This is a genomic window from Streptomyces sp. NPDC002870 (genome assembly GCF_042888505.1).
Classification (GTDB): domain Bacteria; phylum Actinomycetota; class Actinomycetes; order Streptomycetales; family Streptomycetaceae; genus Streptomyces.
Genome location: NZ_JBIAPW010000007.1, coordinates 248,259 through 265,376, shown reverse-complemented (window position 1 = coordinate 265,376; position 17,118 = coordinate 248,259). Strand labels below are relative to the sequence as shown.

Annotated in this window: 15 protein-coding genes; 7 read left to right on the top strand and 8 right to left on the bottom strand. The window is 69.9% G+C overall.

Annotated features, from left to right (window positions below):
• Positions 1-67 precede the first annotated feature (67 nt).
• Positions 68-1,801: an LCP family protein gene (locus ACFYWY_RS12205; protein ID WP_389183704.1), complete on the top strand. Its 1,734-nt coding sequence runs from the start codon at positions 68-70 to the stop codon at positions 1,799-1,801.
• 51 nt (positions 1,802-1,852) lie between these two features.
• Positions 1,853-3,574, top strand: coding sequence for an LCP family protein (locus ACFYWY_RS12200; RefSeq protein ID WP_389183701.1), 1,722 nt, complete (start codon positions 1,853-1,855; stop codon positions 3,572-3,574).
• An 84-nt stretch (positions 3,575-3,658) separates the two neighbouring features.
• Here the strand turns inward: ACFYWY_RS12200 and ACFYWY_RS12195 are convergent, their stop codons facing one another.
• Positions 3,659-4,675, bottom strand: coding sequence for a glycosyltransferase family 2 protein (locus ACFYWY_RS12195; protein WP_389183698.1), 1,017 nt, complete (start codon positions 4,673-4,675; stop codon positions 3,659-3,661).
• A 226-nt stretch (positions 4,676-4,901) separates the two neighbouring features.
• On the opposite strand from ACFYWY_RS12195, the gene ACFYWY_RS12190 reads away from it, so the two are divergent.
• A complete protein-coding gene (locus tag ACFYWY_RS12190) occupies positions 4,902-6,266 on the top strand; it encodes an LCP family protein (protein ID WP_389183695.1) in 1,365 nt (454 codons plus the stop codon).
• Positions 6,267-6,331: 65 nt separating this feature from the next.
• Here the strand turns inward: ACFYWY_RS12190 and ACFYWY_RS12185 are convergent, their stop codons facing one another.
• Positions 6,332-6,880 (bottom strand): acyl-CoA thioesterase, encoded by a 549-nt coding sequence (locus tag ACFYWY_RS12185; protein WP_389183693.1) that lies wholly within the window; start codon positions 6,878-6,880, stop codon positions 6,332-6,334.
• A 119-nt stretch (positions 6,881-6,999) separates the two neighbouring features.
• On the opposite strand from ACFYWY_RS12185, the gene ACFYWY_RS12180 reads away from it, so the two are divergent.
• Entirely contained in the window at positions 7,000-8,268 is a 1,269-nt protein-coding gene (locus tag ACFYWY_RS12180) for an LCP family protein (protein WP_389183690.1), read from the top strand.
• A gap of 63 nt (positions 8,269-8,331) precedes the next feature.
• On the opposite strand, the gene ACFYWY_RS12175 is transcribed toward ACFYWY_RS12180, so the two are convergent.
• Positions 8,332-9,498: an acyl-CoA dehydrogenase family protein gene (locus ACFYWY_RS12175; RefSeq protein ID WP_389183687.1), complete on the bottom strand. Its 1,167-nt coding sequence runs from the start codon at positions 9,496-9,498 to the stop codon at positions 8,332-8,334.
• A gap of 177 nt (positions 9,499-9,675) precedes the next feature.
• Here ACFYWY_RS12175 and ACFYWY_RS12170 point away from each other — a divergent pair, with 177 nt between their 5' ends.
• On the top strand, positions 9,676-11,013 hold the full coding sequence (locus ACFYWY_RS12170; protein ID WP_389183684.1) for a UDP-glucose dehydrogenase family protein: 1,338 nt from the start codon (positions 9,676-9,678) through the stop codon (positions 11,011-11,013).
• Between the two features lie 228 nt (positions 11,014-11,241).
• Here the strand turns inward: ACFYWY_RS12170 and ACFYWY_RS12165 are convergent, their stop codons facing one another.
• Positions 11,242-11,760: a CGNR zinc finger domain-containing protein gene (locus ACFYWY_RS12165; RefSeq protein WP_389183681.1), complete on the bottom strand. Its 519-nt coding sequence runs from the start codon at positions 11,758-11,760 to the stop codon at positions 11,242-11,244.
• An 88-nt stretch (positions 11,761-11,848) separates the two neighbouring features.
• Here ACFYWY_RS12165 and ACFYWY_RS12160 point away from each other — a divergent pair, with 88 nt between their 5' ends.
• Positions 11,849-12,211 (top strand): VOC family protein, encoded by a 363-nt coding sequence (locus ACFYWY_RS12160; RefSeq protein ID WP_389183679.1) that lies wholly within the window; start codon positions 11,849-11,851, stop codon positions 12,209-12,211.
• A 67-nt stretch (positions 12,212-12,278) separates the two neighbouring features.
• Here ACFYWY_RS12160 and ACFYWY_RS12155 read toward each other — a convergent pair whose 3' ends face one another.
• From ACFYWY_RS12155 to ACFYWY_RS12140, 4 genes are all read right to left on the bottom strand, one after another.
• Positions 12,279-13,415 (bottom strand): membrane dipeptidase, encoded by a 1,137-nt coding sequence (locus ACFYWY_RS12155; protein WP_389183677.1) that lies wholly within the window; start codon positions 13,413-13,415, stop codon positions 12,279-12,281.
• Positions 13,416-13,583: 168 nt separating this feature from the next.
• Positions 13,584-14,768 carry a dipeptidase gene (locus ACFYWY_RS12150; RefSeq protein ID WP_389183674.1) on the bottom strand — a complete coding sequence of 395 codons (1,185 nt, stop codon included), beginning with the start codon at positions 14,766-14,768 and terminating at the stop codon, positions 13,584-13,586.
• A 7-nt stretch (positions 14,769-14,775) separates the two neighbouring features.
• Entirely contained in the window at positions 14,776-15,273 is a 498-nt protein-coding gene (purE, locus tag ACFYWY_RS12145) for a 5-(carboxyamino)imidazole ribonucleotide mutase (RefSeq protein ID WP_389183811.1), read from the bottom strand.
• A gap of 19 nt (positions 15,274-15,292) precedes the next feature.
• Complete coding sequence (locus ACFYWY_RS12140; protein ID WP_389183808.1) at positions 15,293-16,411, bottom strand: 5-(carboxyamino)imidazole ribonucleotide synthase; 1,119 nt, start codon at positions 16,409-16,411, stop codon at positions 15,293-15,295.
• Between the two features lie 198 nt (positions 16,412-16,609).
• Between ACFYWY_RS12140 and ACFYWY_RS12135 the strand changes: the two genes are divergently transcribed.
• On the top strand, positions 16,610-17,116 hold the full coding sequence (locus ACFYWY_RS12135) for a GtrA family protein (RefSeq protein WP_389183672.1): 507 nt from the start codon (positions 16,610-16,612) through the stop codon (positions 17,114-17,116).
• Positions 17,117-17,118: the final 2 nt, after the last annotated feature.

Below are 17,118 nucleotides of genomic sequence, written 5' to 3'. Positions count from 1 at the left end.
GATCGAAAGACCGAGCGCCCTTCGGGGGAGGCGCCTCGCGTGGCACCGACGGAGGACTCAAGCAACCGTGGATGCGCAAAGCCGTGGACGGGCGGACGATATCGACCCCGCCGACCAGTGGGTACTCAACCCGCAAACCGGCAATTACGAATTGCGACTGGACCAATCCGCACCGCAGTCGTCCGCGTCGGCAAGCGCCGCTCCCAGAACTCCGGCGCCGAGAAGTCCGCAGGACCACAGGACCGCGTCCCCCGACCGGGAGGTGCCCGGGCAGCGCTCGCGCCGTGCGGGCAATGCCTCCGGCGGCCGGGCCGGCAATGCCTCCGTCGGTACCACTCCCCCCACAGCGGGCCGGCGCAAGCGCAAGCAGCCCAAGTCCCGCAAGAAGAAGGCGCTTCTGTGGACGGGTGGCGTGACGGCCTTCTTCGTGGTGGCCGCCGCCGTGGGCACCTATCTCGTCTACCGGCACTTCGACTCGAACCTGAACACGATCGATGTCGGGGGCGCGGGCAGCGGCGGCTTCAAGAAGGACCAGGCCGTCAACGTCCTCGTCATCGGCACCGACAAGCGGTCCGGCGAGGGCAATGAGTCCTACGGCGACAGGGACAGCGTCGGGCACGCCGACACCACGATCCTCTTCCATGTCTCCAAGGACCGGACGAACGCCACCGCGCTGTCCATCCCGCGCGACCTGATCACCGACATCCCGGCCTGCAAGACCAATACCGCCGACGGCACCAAGGACATCGCGGGAACGCGCAAGACCCGGTTCAACGAGAGCCTCGGCCAGTCGGGCCGCGACCCGGGCTGCACCATGCGTACGGTCAAGGAGCTCACCGGCGTCACCGTCGACCACTTCATGATGGCCGACTTCAACGCGGTCAAGACGATGACCACCGCCGTCGGCGGCGTCGAGGTCTGTCTCGCGAAGGACATCAAGGACAAGGACTCCAAGCTCGACCTCCCGGCGGGCAAGCACACCATCAAGGGCGAGGAGGCACTGGCCTTCGTCCGTACGCGTCACTCGGTGGGCTTCGGCGGCGACCTGAGCCGCATCGAGATCCAGCAGCAGTTCCTGAGCTCGCTGATCCGCAAGATGAAGTCCAGCGACACGCTCTCCAGCCCCTCCAAGATGTGGGATCTGGCAGAGGCCGCCACCAAGGCGCTCACCGTAGACGATGGCATAGGCAAGATCTCCAGGCTTCGCGATCTCGGCTTGGAGCTGTCGAAGGTGAACCCGAAGAACATCACCTTCACGACCGTGCCGGTGGTCGACAACACCGACGGGGCGACCGTGCTGCTCAACGAGGCCAAGGCCAAGCCGTTGTTCTCGATGATTCAGAACGACACCTCGCTCACCGAGGTGAAGCAGCAGGAACAGGACGCCAAGAACAAGCAGCAGGGTCTGCTCAAGGGGGCCAGGGCGAACGCGTCAGAGGTGCGGGTCGCGGTCTTCAACGGCAGCGACACGCAGGGGGCGGCGCTGACGACTCTGACCTGGCTGCAGAACGAGCAGGGCGTACTGAAGTCGAGCAACGAGGGCAATGCCCCGAGCAAGCTGCCCAAGACGACGCTGGCGTACGCGCCGAACCAGGCCGATCAGGCCCGCAAGCTGGCGGACCTCATGGGCCTGCCGGCGACGGCGCTGAAGCCGGGCGCCGAGGACGCCGTGGGTCTGGAGGCCATGCAGCTGACCCTCGGCGCGGATTTCAAGGGTGCGGGGGTGCCCATCACCGGTCCGGCGAAGGCGCCGGAGGGTGTGCAGAAGGTCGAAGCGGACAAACAGGTGTGTGCCAAGTGACGCCGGAACACCGGGTCATCAGGCGCGCCTGAACGACAGGGGGGACCCGGGGTGGGACAGAACAGCGTGCGAGGGGAGGGGACGCGGCGCCGCGTCCCGCACGCCCGCGAACTGGGCTGGGACGACAGCCTGTACGGCGAAGGGGGCGGCCAGGGCGCCGGAGGCCGCAGGAGCAGGACCGGCAGACAGGCCGGGCCGGGCGGAGGGCCTGCGGACGGCGGCGACGGCGGCCACAAGGCCGGACGCCCGCGCAGCGGCCCGCAGCGGCACGGAAAACGCGGCAAACGCCGCATACTTCGCTGGGTCGCGTCCGTCCTGTCGCTGCTGATACTAGGCACGGCCGGCGCCGGCTACCTCTACTACGAGCGCCTCAACAGCAAGCTCAAGAAGGACGACCTCACGCTCGGCGACAAGATGCCCGAGCACCAGGCCAACTCCGCCGGTCAGACCCCGCTGAACATCCTGCTCATCGGCTCGGACGCGCGGGACTCCAAGGAGAACCAGCAGCTCGGCGGTGCAAAGAGCACCTTCGGCGGACAGCCGCTCGCCGATGTGCAGATGCTGCTGCACCTCTCGGCCGACCGCAGCAATATCTCGGTGATCAGCATGCCGCGCGACACCGTGGTCAAGATCCCCGAGTGCAAGGACCCGGACACCGACAAGACGTACGCCGCCACCGGCTGGACGCTGACCAACGAGTCTCTCGGCCGCGGCGGGCCCGGCTGCACGGTCGCGACCTGGTACGCCCTCACCGGCATCACCATCGACCACTTCATGATGATCGACTTCGCCGGTGTGGTCTCCATGGCCGACGCCATCGGCGGCGTCCCGGTCTGCGTCGAGAAGAACGTCTACTCGCGCAACAGCACGGGCCAGGGCTCCGGGCTGAAGCTGGAGGCGGGCACTCACCCCGTCAAGGGAGAGCAGGCGCTCCAGTGGCTGCGTACGCGCTACGGCTTCGGCGACGGCACCGACCTCGCCCGCACCCGCGCGCAGCACATGTACATGAATTCGATGGTCCGGGAGCTGCGCAGGAACACCAAGCTCACCGACCCGAACAAGCTGCGCAAGCTCGCCGAGGCGGCCATCGGAGCGCTCACCGTCGACAAGGGCATCAACTCCGTCCGGCAGCTCTTCGACCTGGGCGAGGAGCTCAAGAGCGTCCCGACCGCCCGGATCACCATGACCACGATGCCGAACTTCTACTCCGAGCGGCCGGGGTTCGCCGGCAAGGTCGAGCCCCAGCCGGGCGATGCCGAGCAGCTGTTCCGGATGGTCCGTGAGGACATTCCGCTGGACGGCAAGGCGCCGAAGAAGAAGCCGGCCGCCACGCCCGCCGTCTCCCAGGACCCGGCTGCGACGCCCGGTGAGATCGCGGTGATGGTGCAGAACGGCACCGGGGGCGACGGCCGGTTCGCCGAGAAGGGCAGGGCGACGGCGGTCGCCGGGATCCTGTCCGCCAAGGGCTTCACACAGGCCAGGGCGGACGCCACGACGAACCCGCAGGAGAAGACGGTCATCCGGTTCTCCAACGCCGAGCTCGAGGGCGATGCGCAGGCGGTCGCCAAGTCCCTCGGGATTCCGCTGACTTCGGTGAAGAAGTCGACGGATGTCACCGGTATCTCGCTGATCGTGGGCGCGGACTGGCGTCAGGGCGACGCGTACCCGAAGTCGGCGGTGCAGGGCGACAACAAGACCCCGGAGTCGGCGAACGCGCTGAAGGGCGACAACGACGAGGCGTGCATGCCCGTGCAGCCCGGCTTCAGCTGGTAGCTCGTACGCGAGAGGGCCCCGGGTGCGCGTGCACCCGGGGCCCTCTCGTATCTGTCAGAGGCGTACGTCAGCGGCGTAGGCGAGTCAGACGGACGTCGCCCGCACCGCCGGGCGGCGGCTCGCTATGACCTTCTTCGCCAGTGCGCGCGGGCTGGTGAGGAAGCCGTACCCCCACGACATGTGCATGGTGGCCAGCGCCACGGGGATCTGCAGGCGCGCCTTGAGCGGCAGGCCCTTGCCCGCAGGGAGGGAGCCCGCCGCTATGGCGGCCAGATAGCCGCCCGGGACGATGAAGCCCCAGGGGGTGAGAGCCGCGCCGGCCACGAGGCCCGCGGCGATCGCGCAGACCGCGGTCGGCGGGGCGAGGTAGCGCAGGTTGATGGAGCCCTCGTGGAAGCGGGCTACGACGTGGCGCCAGCGGCCGTAGTCCTTGTACTGCTTCGCCAGGGCGCGCACGCTCGGCCGCGGCCGGTACTGCACCCTGAGCTCCGGCGAGAACCAGACCAGGCCGCCCGCCTCGCGGATGCGGAAGTTCAGCTCCCAGTCCTGGGCGCGGATGAACTCCTCGTTGTAGCCGCCCTGCTGCTCCAGCGCCTCGCGACGGAAGACACCCAGATACACGGTTTCTGCCGGGCCCGCCGCGCCGCCGGTGTGGAAGGCGGCGTTCCCGACGCCGACCTTCGAGGTCATGGCGGCGGCGACGGCGTGCTCCCAGTCGTTCTCGCCCTCGGCGTGCATGATGCCGCCGACGTTCTGCGCGCCGGTCTCCTCGAGCAGCCGGACCGCGGTGGCGATGTAGTTCGCCGACAGCATGCCGTGGCCGTCGACCCGCACCACGATCGGATGACGGGAGGCCTTGATGGCGGCGTTCAGCGCGGCCGGGGTGCGGCCGGTGGGGTTCGGGACGGTGTGGACGCGGGCGTCTTCCCGTACGAGCTCGGCGGCGATCTCGTCGGTACGGTCCGTGGAAGGCCCGAGCGCGATCACCACCTCCATCTCGCCGTCGTACTCCTGCTCGAGGATGTGACGGACGGAATTGCGCAGATGCCGCTCCTCATTGAGGACCGGCATGATCACGGAGACAGGGGGCGTGGCGTTCATCGCCCGCCACGTTACCGCGAATGGGGGACACGGACGCGCGGCGGCCGGGTCGCTGCCCGTCGCCGCAGATCGTATGGGCCTACGGTGTCGCAGGCTCCCCCTGTCGCCCGCGGAGGTTTCCCCGACCGTGCCCACGCCGCCCCGCTCCCGGCCGTCCCCCTCCGGCCCTCCCCGGCCGAATGCCCGGTCCAGGACCAGACAGCCGGTCGAGCGGCCCCGCTGGGGCATGCGGGTGGCGACCACGCTCTCGGTCCTGGTGCTGGCGGCCGGCGGCATCGGGCATGCGGTGGTGACCAGCGTGGACACCGGCATCGGCCGCGTGGACGCGTTCAAGGACATGAAGAACCGGCCAGAGCCGGGCCAGGGCATGAACCTCCTGCTCGTCGGCACCGACGGCCGCGACAAGATCACGAAGGCAGAGAAGCGCAGGTACCGGCTCGGCGGCGCGCCCTGCCGCTGCACCGACACGATCATGCTGGTGCACATCTCGGGGGACCGGGAACGCGCCAGCGTGGTGAGCCTGCCGCGGGACAGTTACGTCGTGATCCCCGAGCACACCGACCCCGCCACCGGCAAGCGCCACTCGAAACACCCGTTGAAACTCAACGCGGCGTACTCGGAGGGCGGACCGAGCCTGACCGTGCGGACCGTCGAGCAGTTGACCAAGGTGAAGATCGACCACTATCTGGAGGTCGACTTCACCAGCTTCATGAAGACGGTGGACACGTTGGGCGGAGTGGAGATCTGTACGCCCCGGCGGATGAAGGACTCGTACACAGGGCTGAATCTCGCCGCGGGCACCCACAAGCTGGACGGCGGGCAGGCGCTGCAGTACGTGCGCTCGCGCCATATCGACGGGGCGGCCGACCTCGGCCGGATGCAGCGCCAGCAGCGCTTCCTCGCGGCGCTCATCCACCAGGCGACCGGCAGCGGTGCGCTGCTGAACCCGGTGAAGCTCCGCGAGGTCTCCTCGACGATGCTCAGCTCCGTACGGGCCGACAAGGGATTCGGCGCAGAGGAGATGCTCGCCCTGGCCAGGGCGATGCGGGGCTTCACCGCGGCCTCGTCGGAATTCACCTCCGTCCCGCTCCGCGACACCAGCCGCCCCGTGAGGGGTCTCGGCTCGACGGTGAAGTGGGACGAGGCGAAGGCGAGGAAGCTGTTCCGGACGCTGCGCGAGGACAAGCCGCTCGCGCCGCACCGCCCGAAAAGGCCGCAGGCGACGGTGGTCGATGTGTCGCCGCGGCAGATCCGGGTGCAGGTCTACAACGGGACGCTCACCGACGGCCTGGGCAAGACGGTCGACGATGCGCTGCGCGCCACCGGCTTCAACACGACCCGCGCTCCAATGAACCGGGGCGGCACCGAGGTGCAACGCAGTTACGTGGCGTACGACCCGCGCTGGGACCGCTCGGCGAGATCGCTCGCGGCGGCGCTGCCGGGGTGTGAGCTGCGGGCGGTGAAGGGGCAGGGGCGGACGATGAAGGTGACGGCCGGGACGGATTACAAGGGGGTCACGCGGGTGCGGGCGGAGGAGCCGCCTCCGGGCGAGTTCGGCGCGGTCACCGGCGACCAGGTGGTCTGTCCGTAGCTTCTGCCCATGATTGGGGCTCCGCCCCGCTCCCCCGCCCCGCCCCCCTCGCCGCCGTGCGGGCCCTAGTCCTCCAGGCCCTCCGCCGCGCGCTTCTCCCGGAGCTCCTTGATCGCGCGGCGCCGGGCGAGCCGGTGCGTACGCCGGATCTGCGCCTCCTGGTAGCGCCGCTGGTCACGCTCGGTCTCGGGGATCACCGGCGGTACGGGTCGGGGCTTGCCGTCCCCGTCGACGGCGGCGAAGACGAGGTAGGCGCTGCCGACCTGGGTCGCCGGGGTCGACTCGTTCCAGCGCTCGGCCAGGACCCGTACGCCGACCTCCATCGAGGACCGGCCCGTCCAGTTCACCTGGGCCTTCACATGCACCAGATCGCCGACCCTGACCGGCACCAGGAAGACCATCTCGTCCATGGACGCGGTGACCGCAGGGCCTCCGGAGTGGCGGCCCGCGACCGCGCCCGCCGCGTCGTCCACCAGCTTCATGATCACGCCGCCGTGCACCGTGCCGAGGAGATTGGTGTCACTGCCGGTCATGATGTGGCTGAGGGTGGTTCGGGACGCCCCGGTGGGCTTGCCCGGAATCTCTTCCTCCGGGCGCTGGGCCTGATCTGTCATGGCGTCCACCATATGCGGGTGCTCTGGGCCCCTCGCATTGCATCAGCTTCGCAACAGCCCAGCCCCTATTCCCCACCCGCCCTGTTTGGGGCGGGGGCCCGCCCTGCACACTGGTCCGCATGAATGACTGGCCCAATGGATGGTCCGACGACCGCGGCAATGGCAACGCAGCCGGGTACGGCCGTGGCAGCGGCGGCGCTCAGCCCGAGGGCGCGCGGGTGATGCGCCAGGTGCGGCGCCCGGCACCCCCGCGCGGCGGGGTCCCTCCCCAGTCGCGAGGGTACGACGAAGGCTATGACCAGCAGGGGTACGACAGCGGCTACAACACGGGCCAGGTCTACGGCGGCCCCGGTGGCGGCAATGGCGGCCCGCCGCACGGCGGCCAGCCCTACGCCGGCCGGCCCGTCCCCAACTGGCGGCGCCGCCTCAAGGTCGGTTCGCTGACCCTGGTCGTCCTACTGCTCGCCGTCTCCATCGGCACGTACTTCTGGGCCGACTCCAAGCTCAAGCGCGAGGTCGACCTCTCCAAGGTCATCGAGCGTCCCGGCGAGGGCGAGGGCACGAACTATCTGATCGTGGGCTCCGACAGCCGCGAGGGCATGACGGCCGACGACAAGAAGAAGCTCCACACGGGCTCGGCCGAGGGCAAGCGGACCGACTCGATGATGATCCTGCACGAAGGCTCGAACGGCCCGACGCTGATCTCGCTGCCGCGCGACTCGGACGTGGAGATACCGTCCTTCAAGGGCTCGCAGTCCGGCAAGCTCTTCCCGGCCGAGGGCCGGCGGGTGAAGCTGAACGCGGCGTACGCGGAGGACGGCCCGGAGCTGCTGGTCCGCACCGTCGAGCACAACACGGGCCTGCGCATCGACCATTACGTCGAGATCGGCTTCGCGGGCTTCGCGAACATCGTCGACGCGATCGGCGGCGTGGAGATCGACATCCCGAAGGCCTTCAAGGACAAGAAGTCCGGCGCGGACTTCCAGGCAGGCAAGCAGACGCTGGACGGCGAGCAGTCGCTGGCGTTCGTGCGGACGCGGTACGCCTTCGCGGGCAGCGACCTGGACCGTACGAAGAACCAGCAGAAGTTCCTCGCGGCCCTGGCGAGCCAGACGGCGACGCCGGGCACGATCCTCAACCCGTTCAAGCTCTACCCGACGATGGGCGCGGGCCTGGACACCCTGATCGTCGACAAGGACATGTCCCTGTGGTCGCTGGGCAAGATGTTCTTCGCGATGAAGGGCGTCACGGGCGGCGACGGCAAGTCCATGAACATGCCGATCTCGGGCAGCCGGGCCGGGAACCTGGTCTGGGACAAGACCAAGGTGAAGCAGCTGGTGCAGCAGCTGAAGAACGACGAGACGGTCACGGTCACCTCGGACCGCTGACCCGACGCAGCGAAGGGGGCCCGCACCGGACGTCTCCGGTGCGGGCCCCCTTCGCATGCCTGCTTACGGCAGGTTGCGGGCCATGACGATCCGCTGGACCTGATTCGTGCCCTCATAAATCTGCGTGATCTTGGCGTCGCGCATCATGCGCTCGACCGGGTAGTCACGGGTGTAGCCGTAGCCGCCGAGCAGCTGGACCGCGTCCGTGGTGATCTCCATGGCGGCATCCGAGGCGTAGCACTTGGCGGCCGCGCCGAAGAAGGTGAGGTCGCTGTCGACCCGCTCGGACTTGGCGGCCGCGGCGTAGGTGAGCTGGCGGGCGGCCTCCAGCTTCATCGCCATGTCGGCGAGCATGAACTGCACGCCCTGGAAGTCGGCGATCGGCTTGCCGAACTGCTTGCGCTCCTGGACGTAGCCCTTGGCGTAGTCGAGAGCGCCCTGGGCGATGCCGAGAGCCTGGGCCGCGATCGTGATGCGGGTGTGGTCCAGGGTCTTCATGGCGGTGGCGAAGCCGGTGCCCTCCTCGCCGATCATGCGGTCGGCGGGGATGCGGACGTTGTCGAGGTAGACCTCGCGGGTCGGGGAGCCCTTGATGCCGAGCTTCCTCTCCGGGGCGCCGAAGGAGACGCCCTCGTCGGACTTCTCGACGACGAAGGCGCTGATGCCCTTGGACCGCTTGGTCGGGTCGGTGACGGCCATCACCGTGTAGTACTCGGAGACGCCGGCGTTGGTGATCCAGCGCTTCACGCCGTTGAGTATGTAGTGGTCGCCGTCGCGCACGGCCTTGGTCTTCATACCCGCCGCGTCGGAGCCGGCGTCCGGCTCGGACAGGCAGTACGAGAACATCCCGTCGCCGCCTGCAAGCGGGCCCAGGTACCTCTTCTTGAGGTCCTCGGAGCCGGAGAGGATCACTGGGAGCGAGCCGAGCTTGTTCACGGCCGGGATCAAGGAGGAGGAGGCGCAGACGCGCGCGACCTCTTCGATGACGATCACGGTCGCAAGGGCGTCGGCACCGGCGCCGCCGTACTCCTCCGGGACGTGGACCGCGTGCAGGTCGGCGGAGACCAGGGCGTCGAGGGCCTCCTGCGGGAAGCGGGCCTCCTCGTCGACCTCGGCGGCGAACGGAGCGATCTTTGCCTCGGCGAGCGAGCGGATGGCGTCGCGGAGCATGTCGTGCTCTTCGGACGGGCGGTACAGGTCAAATGCCGAGTTACCGGTCGATCCGGCCAATGTCACTCACTCCCCAAGGAACGCTAACTACCGTTAAGTAACCCAATTTTAGAGGGCGCCCGCAGCCAGGCATACGTGACCTTGGCGACAGGGGCCGCGACAGGGGGAAACGTGCCCCGTGGGGGCACGGCTATGCTCGGGCTCGCATTCCGAGCCCGCACTTCCCTGGAGCACCGCATGGCCCTCAAGATCACCGTGATCGGCACCGGATATCTCGGCGCCACGCACGCCGCGGCCATGGCGGAGCTGGGCTTCGAGGTGCTCGGCCTCGACGTCGTGCCCGAGAAGATCGAGATGCTCTCGGCAGGCAAGGTCCCGATGTACGAGCCGGGGCTGGAGGAGCTGCTCGCCAAGCATGTGGCAGGGATCGAGGGATCGAGCGGGCGACTGCGCTTCACGACCTCCTGGGAGGAGATCGGGGAGTTCGGCGACGTTCACTTCGTATGCGTGAACACCCCCCAGAAGCACGGGGAGTACGCCTGCGACATGTCGTACGTCGACTCCGCCTTCGAGTCGCTGGCTCCGGTACTGACGCGGACCGCGCTCGTCGTCGGCAAGTCGACCGTCCCGGTCGGCTCGGCGCAGCGGCTGGCCGAACTGCTCGCAGAGAAGGCCCCCGGGGACGTGGAACTGGCCTGGAACCCGGAGTTCCTGCGGGAGGGCTACGCCGTGCAGGACACGCTGCACCCGGACCGGCTCGTGGTGGGAGTCACCAGCGAGCGGGCCGAGAAGCTGCTGCGCGAGGTGTACGCGACGCCGGTCGAGGAGGGGTCTCCGTTCGTGGTGACGGACTACCCGACGGCGGAGCTGGTGAAGACCGCGGCGAATTCCTTCCTGGCGACCAAGATCTCGTTCATCAACGCCATGGCCGAGATCTGCGAGGCCGCGGACGGCGACGTGGTGAAGCTGGCGGAGGCGATCGGGCACGACGAGCGCATCGGGAAGAAGTTCCTGCGGGCGGGCGTCGGCTTCGGGGGCGGCTGCCTGCCGAAGGACATCCGGGCGTTCATGGCGAGGGCCGGTGAGCTGGGCGTGGACCAGGCGCTGACGTTCCTGCGCGAGGTCGACTCGATCAATATGCGGCGGCGCGGGCACATGGTGGAGCTGGCGCGGGACGCGGTGGGCGGCGACTCCTTCCTGGGGAAGCGGGTGGCCGTGCTGGGCGCGACGTTCAAGCCGGACTCGGACGACGTACGCGATTCGCCGGCGCTGAATGTGGCGGGCCAGATCCATCTGCAGGGCGGCCAGGTCACGGTGTACGACCCCAAGGGCATGGAGAACGCGCGACGGCTGTTCCCGACGCTGGGGTACGCGGCGTCGGCGCTGGAGGCGGTGCGGGGCGCGGATGTGGTGCTGCACCTGACGGAGTGGCGCGAGTTCCGCGAGCTGGACCCGGCGGCGCTGGGCGAGGTCGTGACGAGCCGGATAGTGCTGGACGGCAGGAACGCGCTGGACGGCGTGAAGTGGCGCGAGGCGGGCTGGACATACCGGGCGATGGGGCGGCCGCGGGCCTGAGGCTTCGCGGTTCGCGGCGCGGCGTTGGCGATGGCGTTCGCCGTTCGCGGCGCGGCGGTCGGCCAGAGCCGTTCGAGGCGCGGCGGGCGGCATGAGCCTTCACGGCGCGGCGGGTCGACGTGGGCTTCCGCCGTTCACGGCGCGGCGGGTCGGCGTGGGCTTTCGCCGTTCACGGCGCGGCGGGCGGCATGAGCCTGAGCCGGCGCGGTGGCGGGTTGCTGAGGCTCGTCAGCCTGTCGACGTGCGGCGGGCGCGGTACGTACGCATCTTGGCGCGGGCGCCGCATACCGCCATCGAGCACCAACGGCTGCGGCCGGCCGGGCTGCGGTCGTAGTACGCCCAGTGGCAGTCCTCGGCCTCGCACGCCTTGAGGCGCTCCCATGTCCCGTCGGCGGCCGCGGCCGCGATGGCCTCTGCGATACGCGAGCCGAGCGGGCCGTCCGCGGTCGCGGGGCGCAGTGCCGCCGCGCCGTCCTCGGCGACAGTGACGTACAGCGGTGCCCCGGCCAGGAGCCGGTCGAGCGCGGCGGGCGAGCGGCCCGGTGATCGGTGCCCGGCGTGCGCGAGGCAGGCGCCGCGCAGGGCCTCGCGGAGCTCACGGGCGTCCGGCACGTCGCGCTCGGCGAGGCCGAAGGCGGCGCGTCCGTCGGCGGTGTCGAGCAGGTCGGCGCCTGTCTCGATGTCCAGCGTGTTCACCAGAGCCTCGACCAGCGCGAGGCCGCCGGGTGCGGGTGCCCTGTCATTCATGGTTGCGACGTTACCTCTGGTGGGGGAGTATGAGGTAACCGTTACCGGTTGCACCGTTGCACCGGTAACCCGGACAGAGGAGCGGACCATGGCCATCGCCACGCTGGGGACTGTGGTGCTGGACTGTCCCGACCCTGTCGCGCTCGGACGCTTCTACGCCGGGCTGCTGGGCGGTGACATCGAGGCCGACAGCGACGGCTGGGTCTCCCTGAGGGGAGCTCCTGGCGCCCCGCTGGCGTTCCAGGAGGCGCCGGGCTTCGTACCGCCGAAGTGGCCGGCGCCCGACGCGTCGCAGCAGTTCCACCTGGACCTGACGGTGGACGACCTGGACGAGGCGGAGAAGGGGGCGCTGGCACTGGGCGCGAAGCCGCTGGACGCGGACGACAGGGGCCGGTCCTGGCGGGTGTACGCGGACCCGGCGGGGCATCCGTTCTGCCTCTGCGCGTGCTAGCGGGGGCGCTCTGCGCGGCTGAGCGGGGGCGCTCTGCGCGGACCGAGCGGGGCTGAGCCCCAGGCCCTTACGCCTCGTCCAGCGTCGTCACCCGTGCCTGCGACGCCGACCTGCGGGACTGCATCGCCCTGGCCACGAAATCCGTGTCCCTCACAACCCGGTACACGTTCCCCCAGGTCAGCGCCTCGATGTCCGGTTCGGGCCAGGAGCGGTCCAGGAGTTCGGCGATCAGGCGGGGGAAGCAGGACACGTCCGCCAGTCCGGGGGCGTGCGGGGCGCCCGTGTCGTAGGCGCCGGTGAGGGCTACCGACTCCGGGCCCGCCGCGTCGCGGACGTGGTCCAGGAGGTCCACCGTTTCGCGGAGGGAGGCGGCCGTGCAAGGGACCATGCAGACGCCGCAGTTGGCGCGGAGCCGGCGCATCACGTCGTCCGGCACCGGTTCCGGGTGGTGCGAGATGACGACCGGCGCCTGGGCCACCATCAGCGCCCGGCGCATCGTCTCGGGCGTGCAGCCGGAGAGGTCGACGACGACGCCCAGCCGGTTCATCTCGCGGACGACCTCATGGCCGAAGGAGGTCAGGCCGGTTCGCTGGGTCCAGCGGGTGCCCGCGAGAGTCAGGCTGCGGACGCCCAGTGCGTGGTACGCGCGCAGCGTGCTGAGCGAGTCGCCCAGGGCCGGGCCCGCCACCGGGCCGAGCAGTACGGCTATGCGGCCGCAGTTGCGCGCGTCCGCGAGGTCGTCCGCGTTCAGCGCCAGGCGCAGGCTTTCGGGATAGCCCTTCACCAGCGAGCGGACCAGATCGAGCTGTTCCATCGTCGCGGTCAGCACGCGGTCACCGGTGATCTCGGGCGGCGCGTGCAGGGACCAGAACTGCGCGCCGACGCCACCGTCACGCAGCCGGGGTACGTCCGTCTCCAGCGTCAGCTCGCCGTGTTCGATGTCGTGCGACGGGGTGCCCCTGAGCGCCTGGGCCAGACCGCTGAGCCCGTCGGCAATCGGGTGTGCGGCAAGCAGTTCCCGCGCCCGACCCAGGCTCCCCGCGGCCGGCTCGACGGGCTCGACCGGCTCGGCCGCCGCCTCCCTGCGGGGCGGCGCCAGTGCGTCGAGCTCGTCGAGGTCGCTGAGATCGCTGAGATCGCCGAGGTCGCCCAAGTGGCCGACCGCGGGGGTGGCGGTTTGGGGTTCGTCCTGCAGATCTGCCATGGCGGGTGCTCCGAGCTTCGAACGACCGTGCCGTAGAGCCACCGTGGCACGGGAGCGCCGAGGGTTCACGGTGGGTGGTGCGTTCGGGGGTACGAGGCCCGACCCCGTACCTCCCGGACCGCGCCCGGCCGCCGAGCGGACGGCACTCAGCCGTCGAGCGGACCGCACTCAGCCGTCGAGCTGCCCGATCGTCGCGTTCGACGGGCCGCGCCGCGTCTGCAGATCGCGGGCCACGTCCTCCGCCGCGCGCAGCGTGCGCACCGCGTTCTGCCAGGTGAGCTTCGCCAGGTCGGACTCCGACCAGCCGCGCCGCAGGAGCTCCGCGATCAGGTTGGGATAGCCCGCGACGTCGTCCAGGCCGGCCGGGGTGAAGGCGGTGCCGTCGAAGTCGCCGCCGATGCCGATGTGGTCGACGCCGGCGACCTCGCGCATGTGGTCGAGGTGGTCCGCGACCGTCGCGACGGTGGCCACCGGGCGGGGGTTCGCCTCCTCGAAGGCCGCGTGGATCCGCATCGCGTCCGGGGTCGTGTCCAGGTGGTGCAAGCCGTGCGTCTGCATGTTCTCGTCGGCCGCCTGGGTCCAGGCGACGGCCTGAGGAAGGATGAACTTCGGCACGAACGTGACCATCGCGACGCCCCCGTTCGCGGGCAGCAGCGCCAGCACATCGTCCGGGATGTTGCGCACGTGGTCGCAGATCGCCCGGGACGAGGAGTGCGAGAAGACGACCGGGGCGGCCGACGTGGCGAGCGCGTCGCGCATCGTGGTCGCGGCCACGTGGGAGAGGTCGACCAGCATGCCGGTGCGGTTCATCTCCCGTACGACCTCGTGACCGAAGTCCGAGAGGCCGCCGACCCCGGGAGCGTCGGTCGCCGAGTCCGCCCACGGGACGTTGTCGTTGTGGGTGAGCGTCATATAGCGCACGCCCAGCGCGTACAGCGCCCGCAGGGTGGCGAGCGAATTGTTGATGGAGTGCCCGCCCTCGGCACCCATGAGCGAGGCGATCCGGCCCTCGCCGCGCGCCTTGTCCATGTCGTCCGCCGTCAGCGCCGCGGCCAGGTCGGCCGGATAGCGCTCCAGCAGCTGCCGCACCCCGTCGATCTGCTCCAGGGTCGCGCTGACCGCGTCGTCCCCGGCCATGTCGCTGCGTACGTACACGGACCAGAACTGCGCGCCGACCCCTCCGGCGCGCAGCCGCGGGATGTCCGTGTGCAGCCGGCCCGTCTGGTCGACGGCGATGTCCATACGGTTCAGGTCGTAGCGGACGTGCTGGCGCAGCGCCCACGGCAGGTCGTTGTGCCCGTCGACGACGGGATGCTCGGCGAGAAGTTCCCGTGCCCGGCTGAGAAGGTCCATAGCGGTGTTACTTCCCGACACCGAAGGCCGCCGCACCTTCCACCTTGGTACGCAGCCGCTTGCCCTTCTCCGTCGCCTGGTCGTTCAGCTCCTGCTGGAACTCCCGCATACGGGCGAGGAGTTCAGCGTCCTGCGTGGCCAGGATGCGGGCCGCGAGAAGGCCCGCGTTACGGGCCCCGGCGACCGAGACGGTGGCGACCGGCACGCCCGCCGGCATCTGCACGATGGACAGCAGCGAGTCCATCCCGTCGAGGTACTTCAGCGGCACCGGGACGCCGATCACCGGAAGCGGGGTGACGGAGGCGAGCATGCCCGGCAGATGGGCCGCTCCCCCGGCGCCCGCGATGATCGCCTTGAGGCCGCGGTCCGCGGCCTCCTCTCCGTACGCGATCATTTCGCGCGGCATCCGGTGCGCGGAGACGACATCGACCTCGTACCGGATCTCGAACTCGTCGAGGGCCTGCGCCGCGGCCTCCATGACGGGCCAGTCGGAGTCCGAGCCCATGACGATGCCGACCAGTGGGTTACTCAACGATCGTCCCTCGCAGATAGCCGGCGGCGTGACGGGCGCGCTCCAGCACGTCCTCCAGGTCGTCGCCGTAAGTGTTGACATGGCCGACCTTGCGGCCGGGCTTCACGTCCTTGCCGTACATGTGGATCTTGAGCTGGGGGTCACGGGCCATGCAGTGCAGATACGCCTGATACATGTCGGGATAGTCCCCGCCGAGGACGTTCGCCATGACCGTCCATGTGCCGCGCGGGCGCGGGTCGCCGAGCGGGAGGTCGAGAACCGCACGGACGTGGTTGGCGAACTGCGAGGTGATCGCGCCGTCCTGGGTCCAGTGGCCGGAGTTGTGCGGGCGCATGGCGAGCTCGTTGACCAGGATGCGGCCGTCGGTCGTCTCGAAGAGCTCGACCGCGAGATGGCCGACGACGCCCAGCTCCTTAGCGATCCGCAGAGCGAGCTCCTGGGCCTGGCCGGCCAGCTCCTCGTCCAGACCGGGCGCGGGCGCGATCACCGTGTCGCAGACGCCGTCGACCTGCCGGGACTCGACGACGGGGTAGGCGACGGCCTGGCCGTGCGGGGAGCGGACGATGTTCGCCGCCAGCTCGCGGGTGAAGTCGACCTTCTCCTCAGCGAGGACGGGGACGCCGGCCTTGAAGGGGGCCTCGGCGTCCTCTTGCGTACGGACGAACCAGACGCCCTTGCCGTCGTAGCCGCCGCGCACCGTCTTGAGAATGACCGGGAAGCCTCCGACCTCGTCGGCGAACGCCGACACGTCGGCGGGGTCCGCCACGATGCGGTGGCGCGGGCAGGGTGCGCCGAGCTCGTCGAGCTTGGCGCGCATCACGCCCTTGTCCTGCGCGTGCACCAGCGCGTCGGGCCCCGGCCGGACGGGAATGCCGTCCGCCTCCAGGGCCCGCAGGTGTTCGATCGGGACGTGCTCATGATCGAAAGTGATCACATCGCAGCCCCGCGCGAAGTCACGCAGCGTGTCCAGGTCGCGATAGTCGCCGATGACGACATCACTGACCACCTGGGCCGCGGAATCCTGCGGGGTGTCACTGAGGAGCTTGAATCTGATGCCGAGGGGGATGCCCGCCTCGTGGGTCATACGGGCGAGCTGACCGCCGCCGACCATGCCGACTACCGGGAACGTCACCCTCCTAGGGTATCCGCCGCCCCGGGACGCCCCTGCCGTCGGCTGTCACCGGCCCCGGACGCCGACTGCCTCGTCACAGCCTCGCCACACCATCGCGGCGGCCCGAAGGCGGGAGTGGGGTGGCGCTGGTTAGCATGGTGCGTCGAGACACCGACCCGAACGGGGCTAGCGATCACCATGAGTGAACGAAGCGCACTGCGCGTGCGGCTCGAACAGCTCGCTCGCGAGTTCGCGAAGTTCGGAGCAGTGGGCGGCGTGGGACTCCTGGTGGACCTGGGGGTCTTCAATCTCCTACGCCAGCTCACGGACATTCCCGTCGTCCGGGCGAGCATCGTCGCCACGGTTGTCGCGATCGGCTTCAACTATCTGGGCTTCCGCTACTTCACCTACCGGGACCGCGACAAGAGCCGCAGGACCAAGGAGCTGAGCCTCTTCTTCCTGTTCAGCCTGGTCGGTCTGGTGATCCAGAGCGGGGTGCTGTACGCCGCGACGTACGGCTTCGGCTGGGACAGTCCGTTGCAGAGCAACATCTTCAAGTTCCTGGGCATCGGCATCGCGACGCTGTTCCGCTTCTGGTCGTACCGCACCTGGGTGTTCCGGGCGCTGCCGGCGCGCGAGGCCGTGCAGACGGCGGAGTCGTTCCTGGGGCAGCGACGGCCGCAGCCCGACAAGGTCCGCGGCTGACT

Excerpts from the sequence above, each read along its gene's own strand:
- ACFYWY_RS12185 (WP_389183693.1), bottom strand. The coding sequence starts at position 6,880 with ATGACAGATCAGGCCCAGCGCCCGGAGGAAGAGATTCCGGGCAAGCCC.
- ACFYWY_RS12160 (WP_389183679.1), top strand. The coding sequence starts at position 11,849 with ATGGCCATCGCCACGCTGGGGACTGTGGTGCTGGACTGTCCCGACCCT.
- ACFYWY_RS12150 (WP_389183674.1), bottom strand. The coding sequence starts at position 14,768 with ATGGACCTTCTCAGCCGGGCACGGGAACTTCTCGCCGAGCATCCCGTC.
- ACFYWY_RS12170 (WP_389183684.1), top strand. The coding sequence starts at position 9,676 with ATGGCCCTCAAGATCACCGTGATCGGCACCGGATATCTCGGCGCCACG.
- ACFYWY_RS12180 (WP_389183690.1), top strand. The coding sequence starts at position 7,000 with ATGAATGACTGGCCCAATGGATGGTCCGACGACCGCGGCAATGGCAAC.
- ACFYWY_RS12195 (WP_389183698.1), bottom strand. The coding sequence starts at position 4,675 with ATGAACGCCACGCCCCCTGTCTCCGTGATCATGCCGGTCCTCAATGAG.
- ACFYWY_RS12155 (WP_389183677.1), bottom strand. The coding sequence starts at position 13,415 with ATGGCAGATCTGCAGGACGAACCCCAAACCGCCACCCCCGCGGTCGGC.
- ACFYWY_RS12140 (WP_389183808.1), bottom strand. The coding sequence starts at position 16,411 with ATGGTCGGCGGCGGTCAGCTCGCCCGTATGACCCACGAGGCGGGCATC.
- ACFYWY_RS12165 (WP_389183681.1), bottom strand. The coding sequence starts at position 11,760 with ATGAATGACAGGGCACCCGCACCCGGCGGCCTCGCGCTGGTCGAGGCT.
- ACFYWY_RS12135 (WP_389183672.1), top strand. The coding sequence starts at position 16,610 with ATGAGTGAACGAAGCGCACTGCGCGTGCGGCTCGAACAGCTCGCTCGC.
- purE (WP_389183811.1), bottom strand. The coding sequence starts at position 15,273 with ATGGGCTCGGACTCCGACTGGCCCGTCATGGAGGCCGCGGCGCAGGCC.
- ACFYWY_RS12190 (WP_389183695.1), top strand. The coding sequence starts at position 4,902 with ATGCGGGTGGCGACCACGCTCTCGGTCCTGGTGCTGGCGGCCGGCGGC.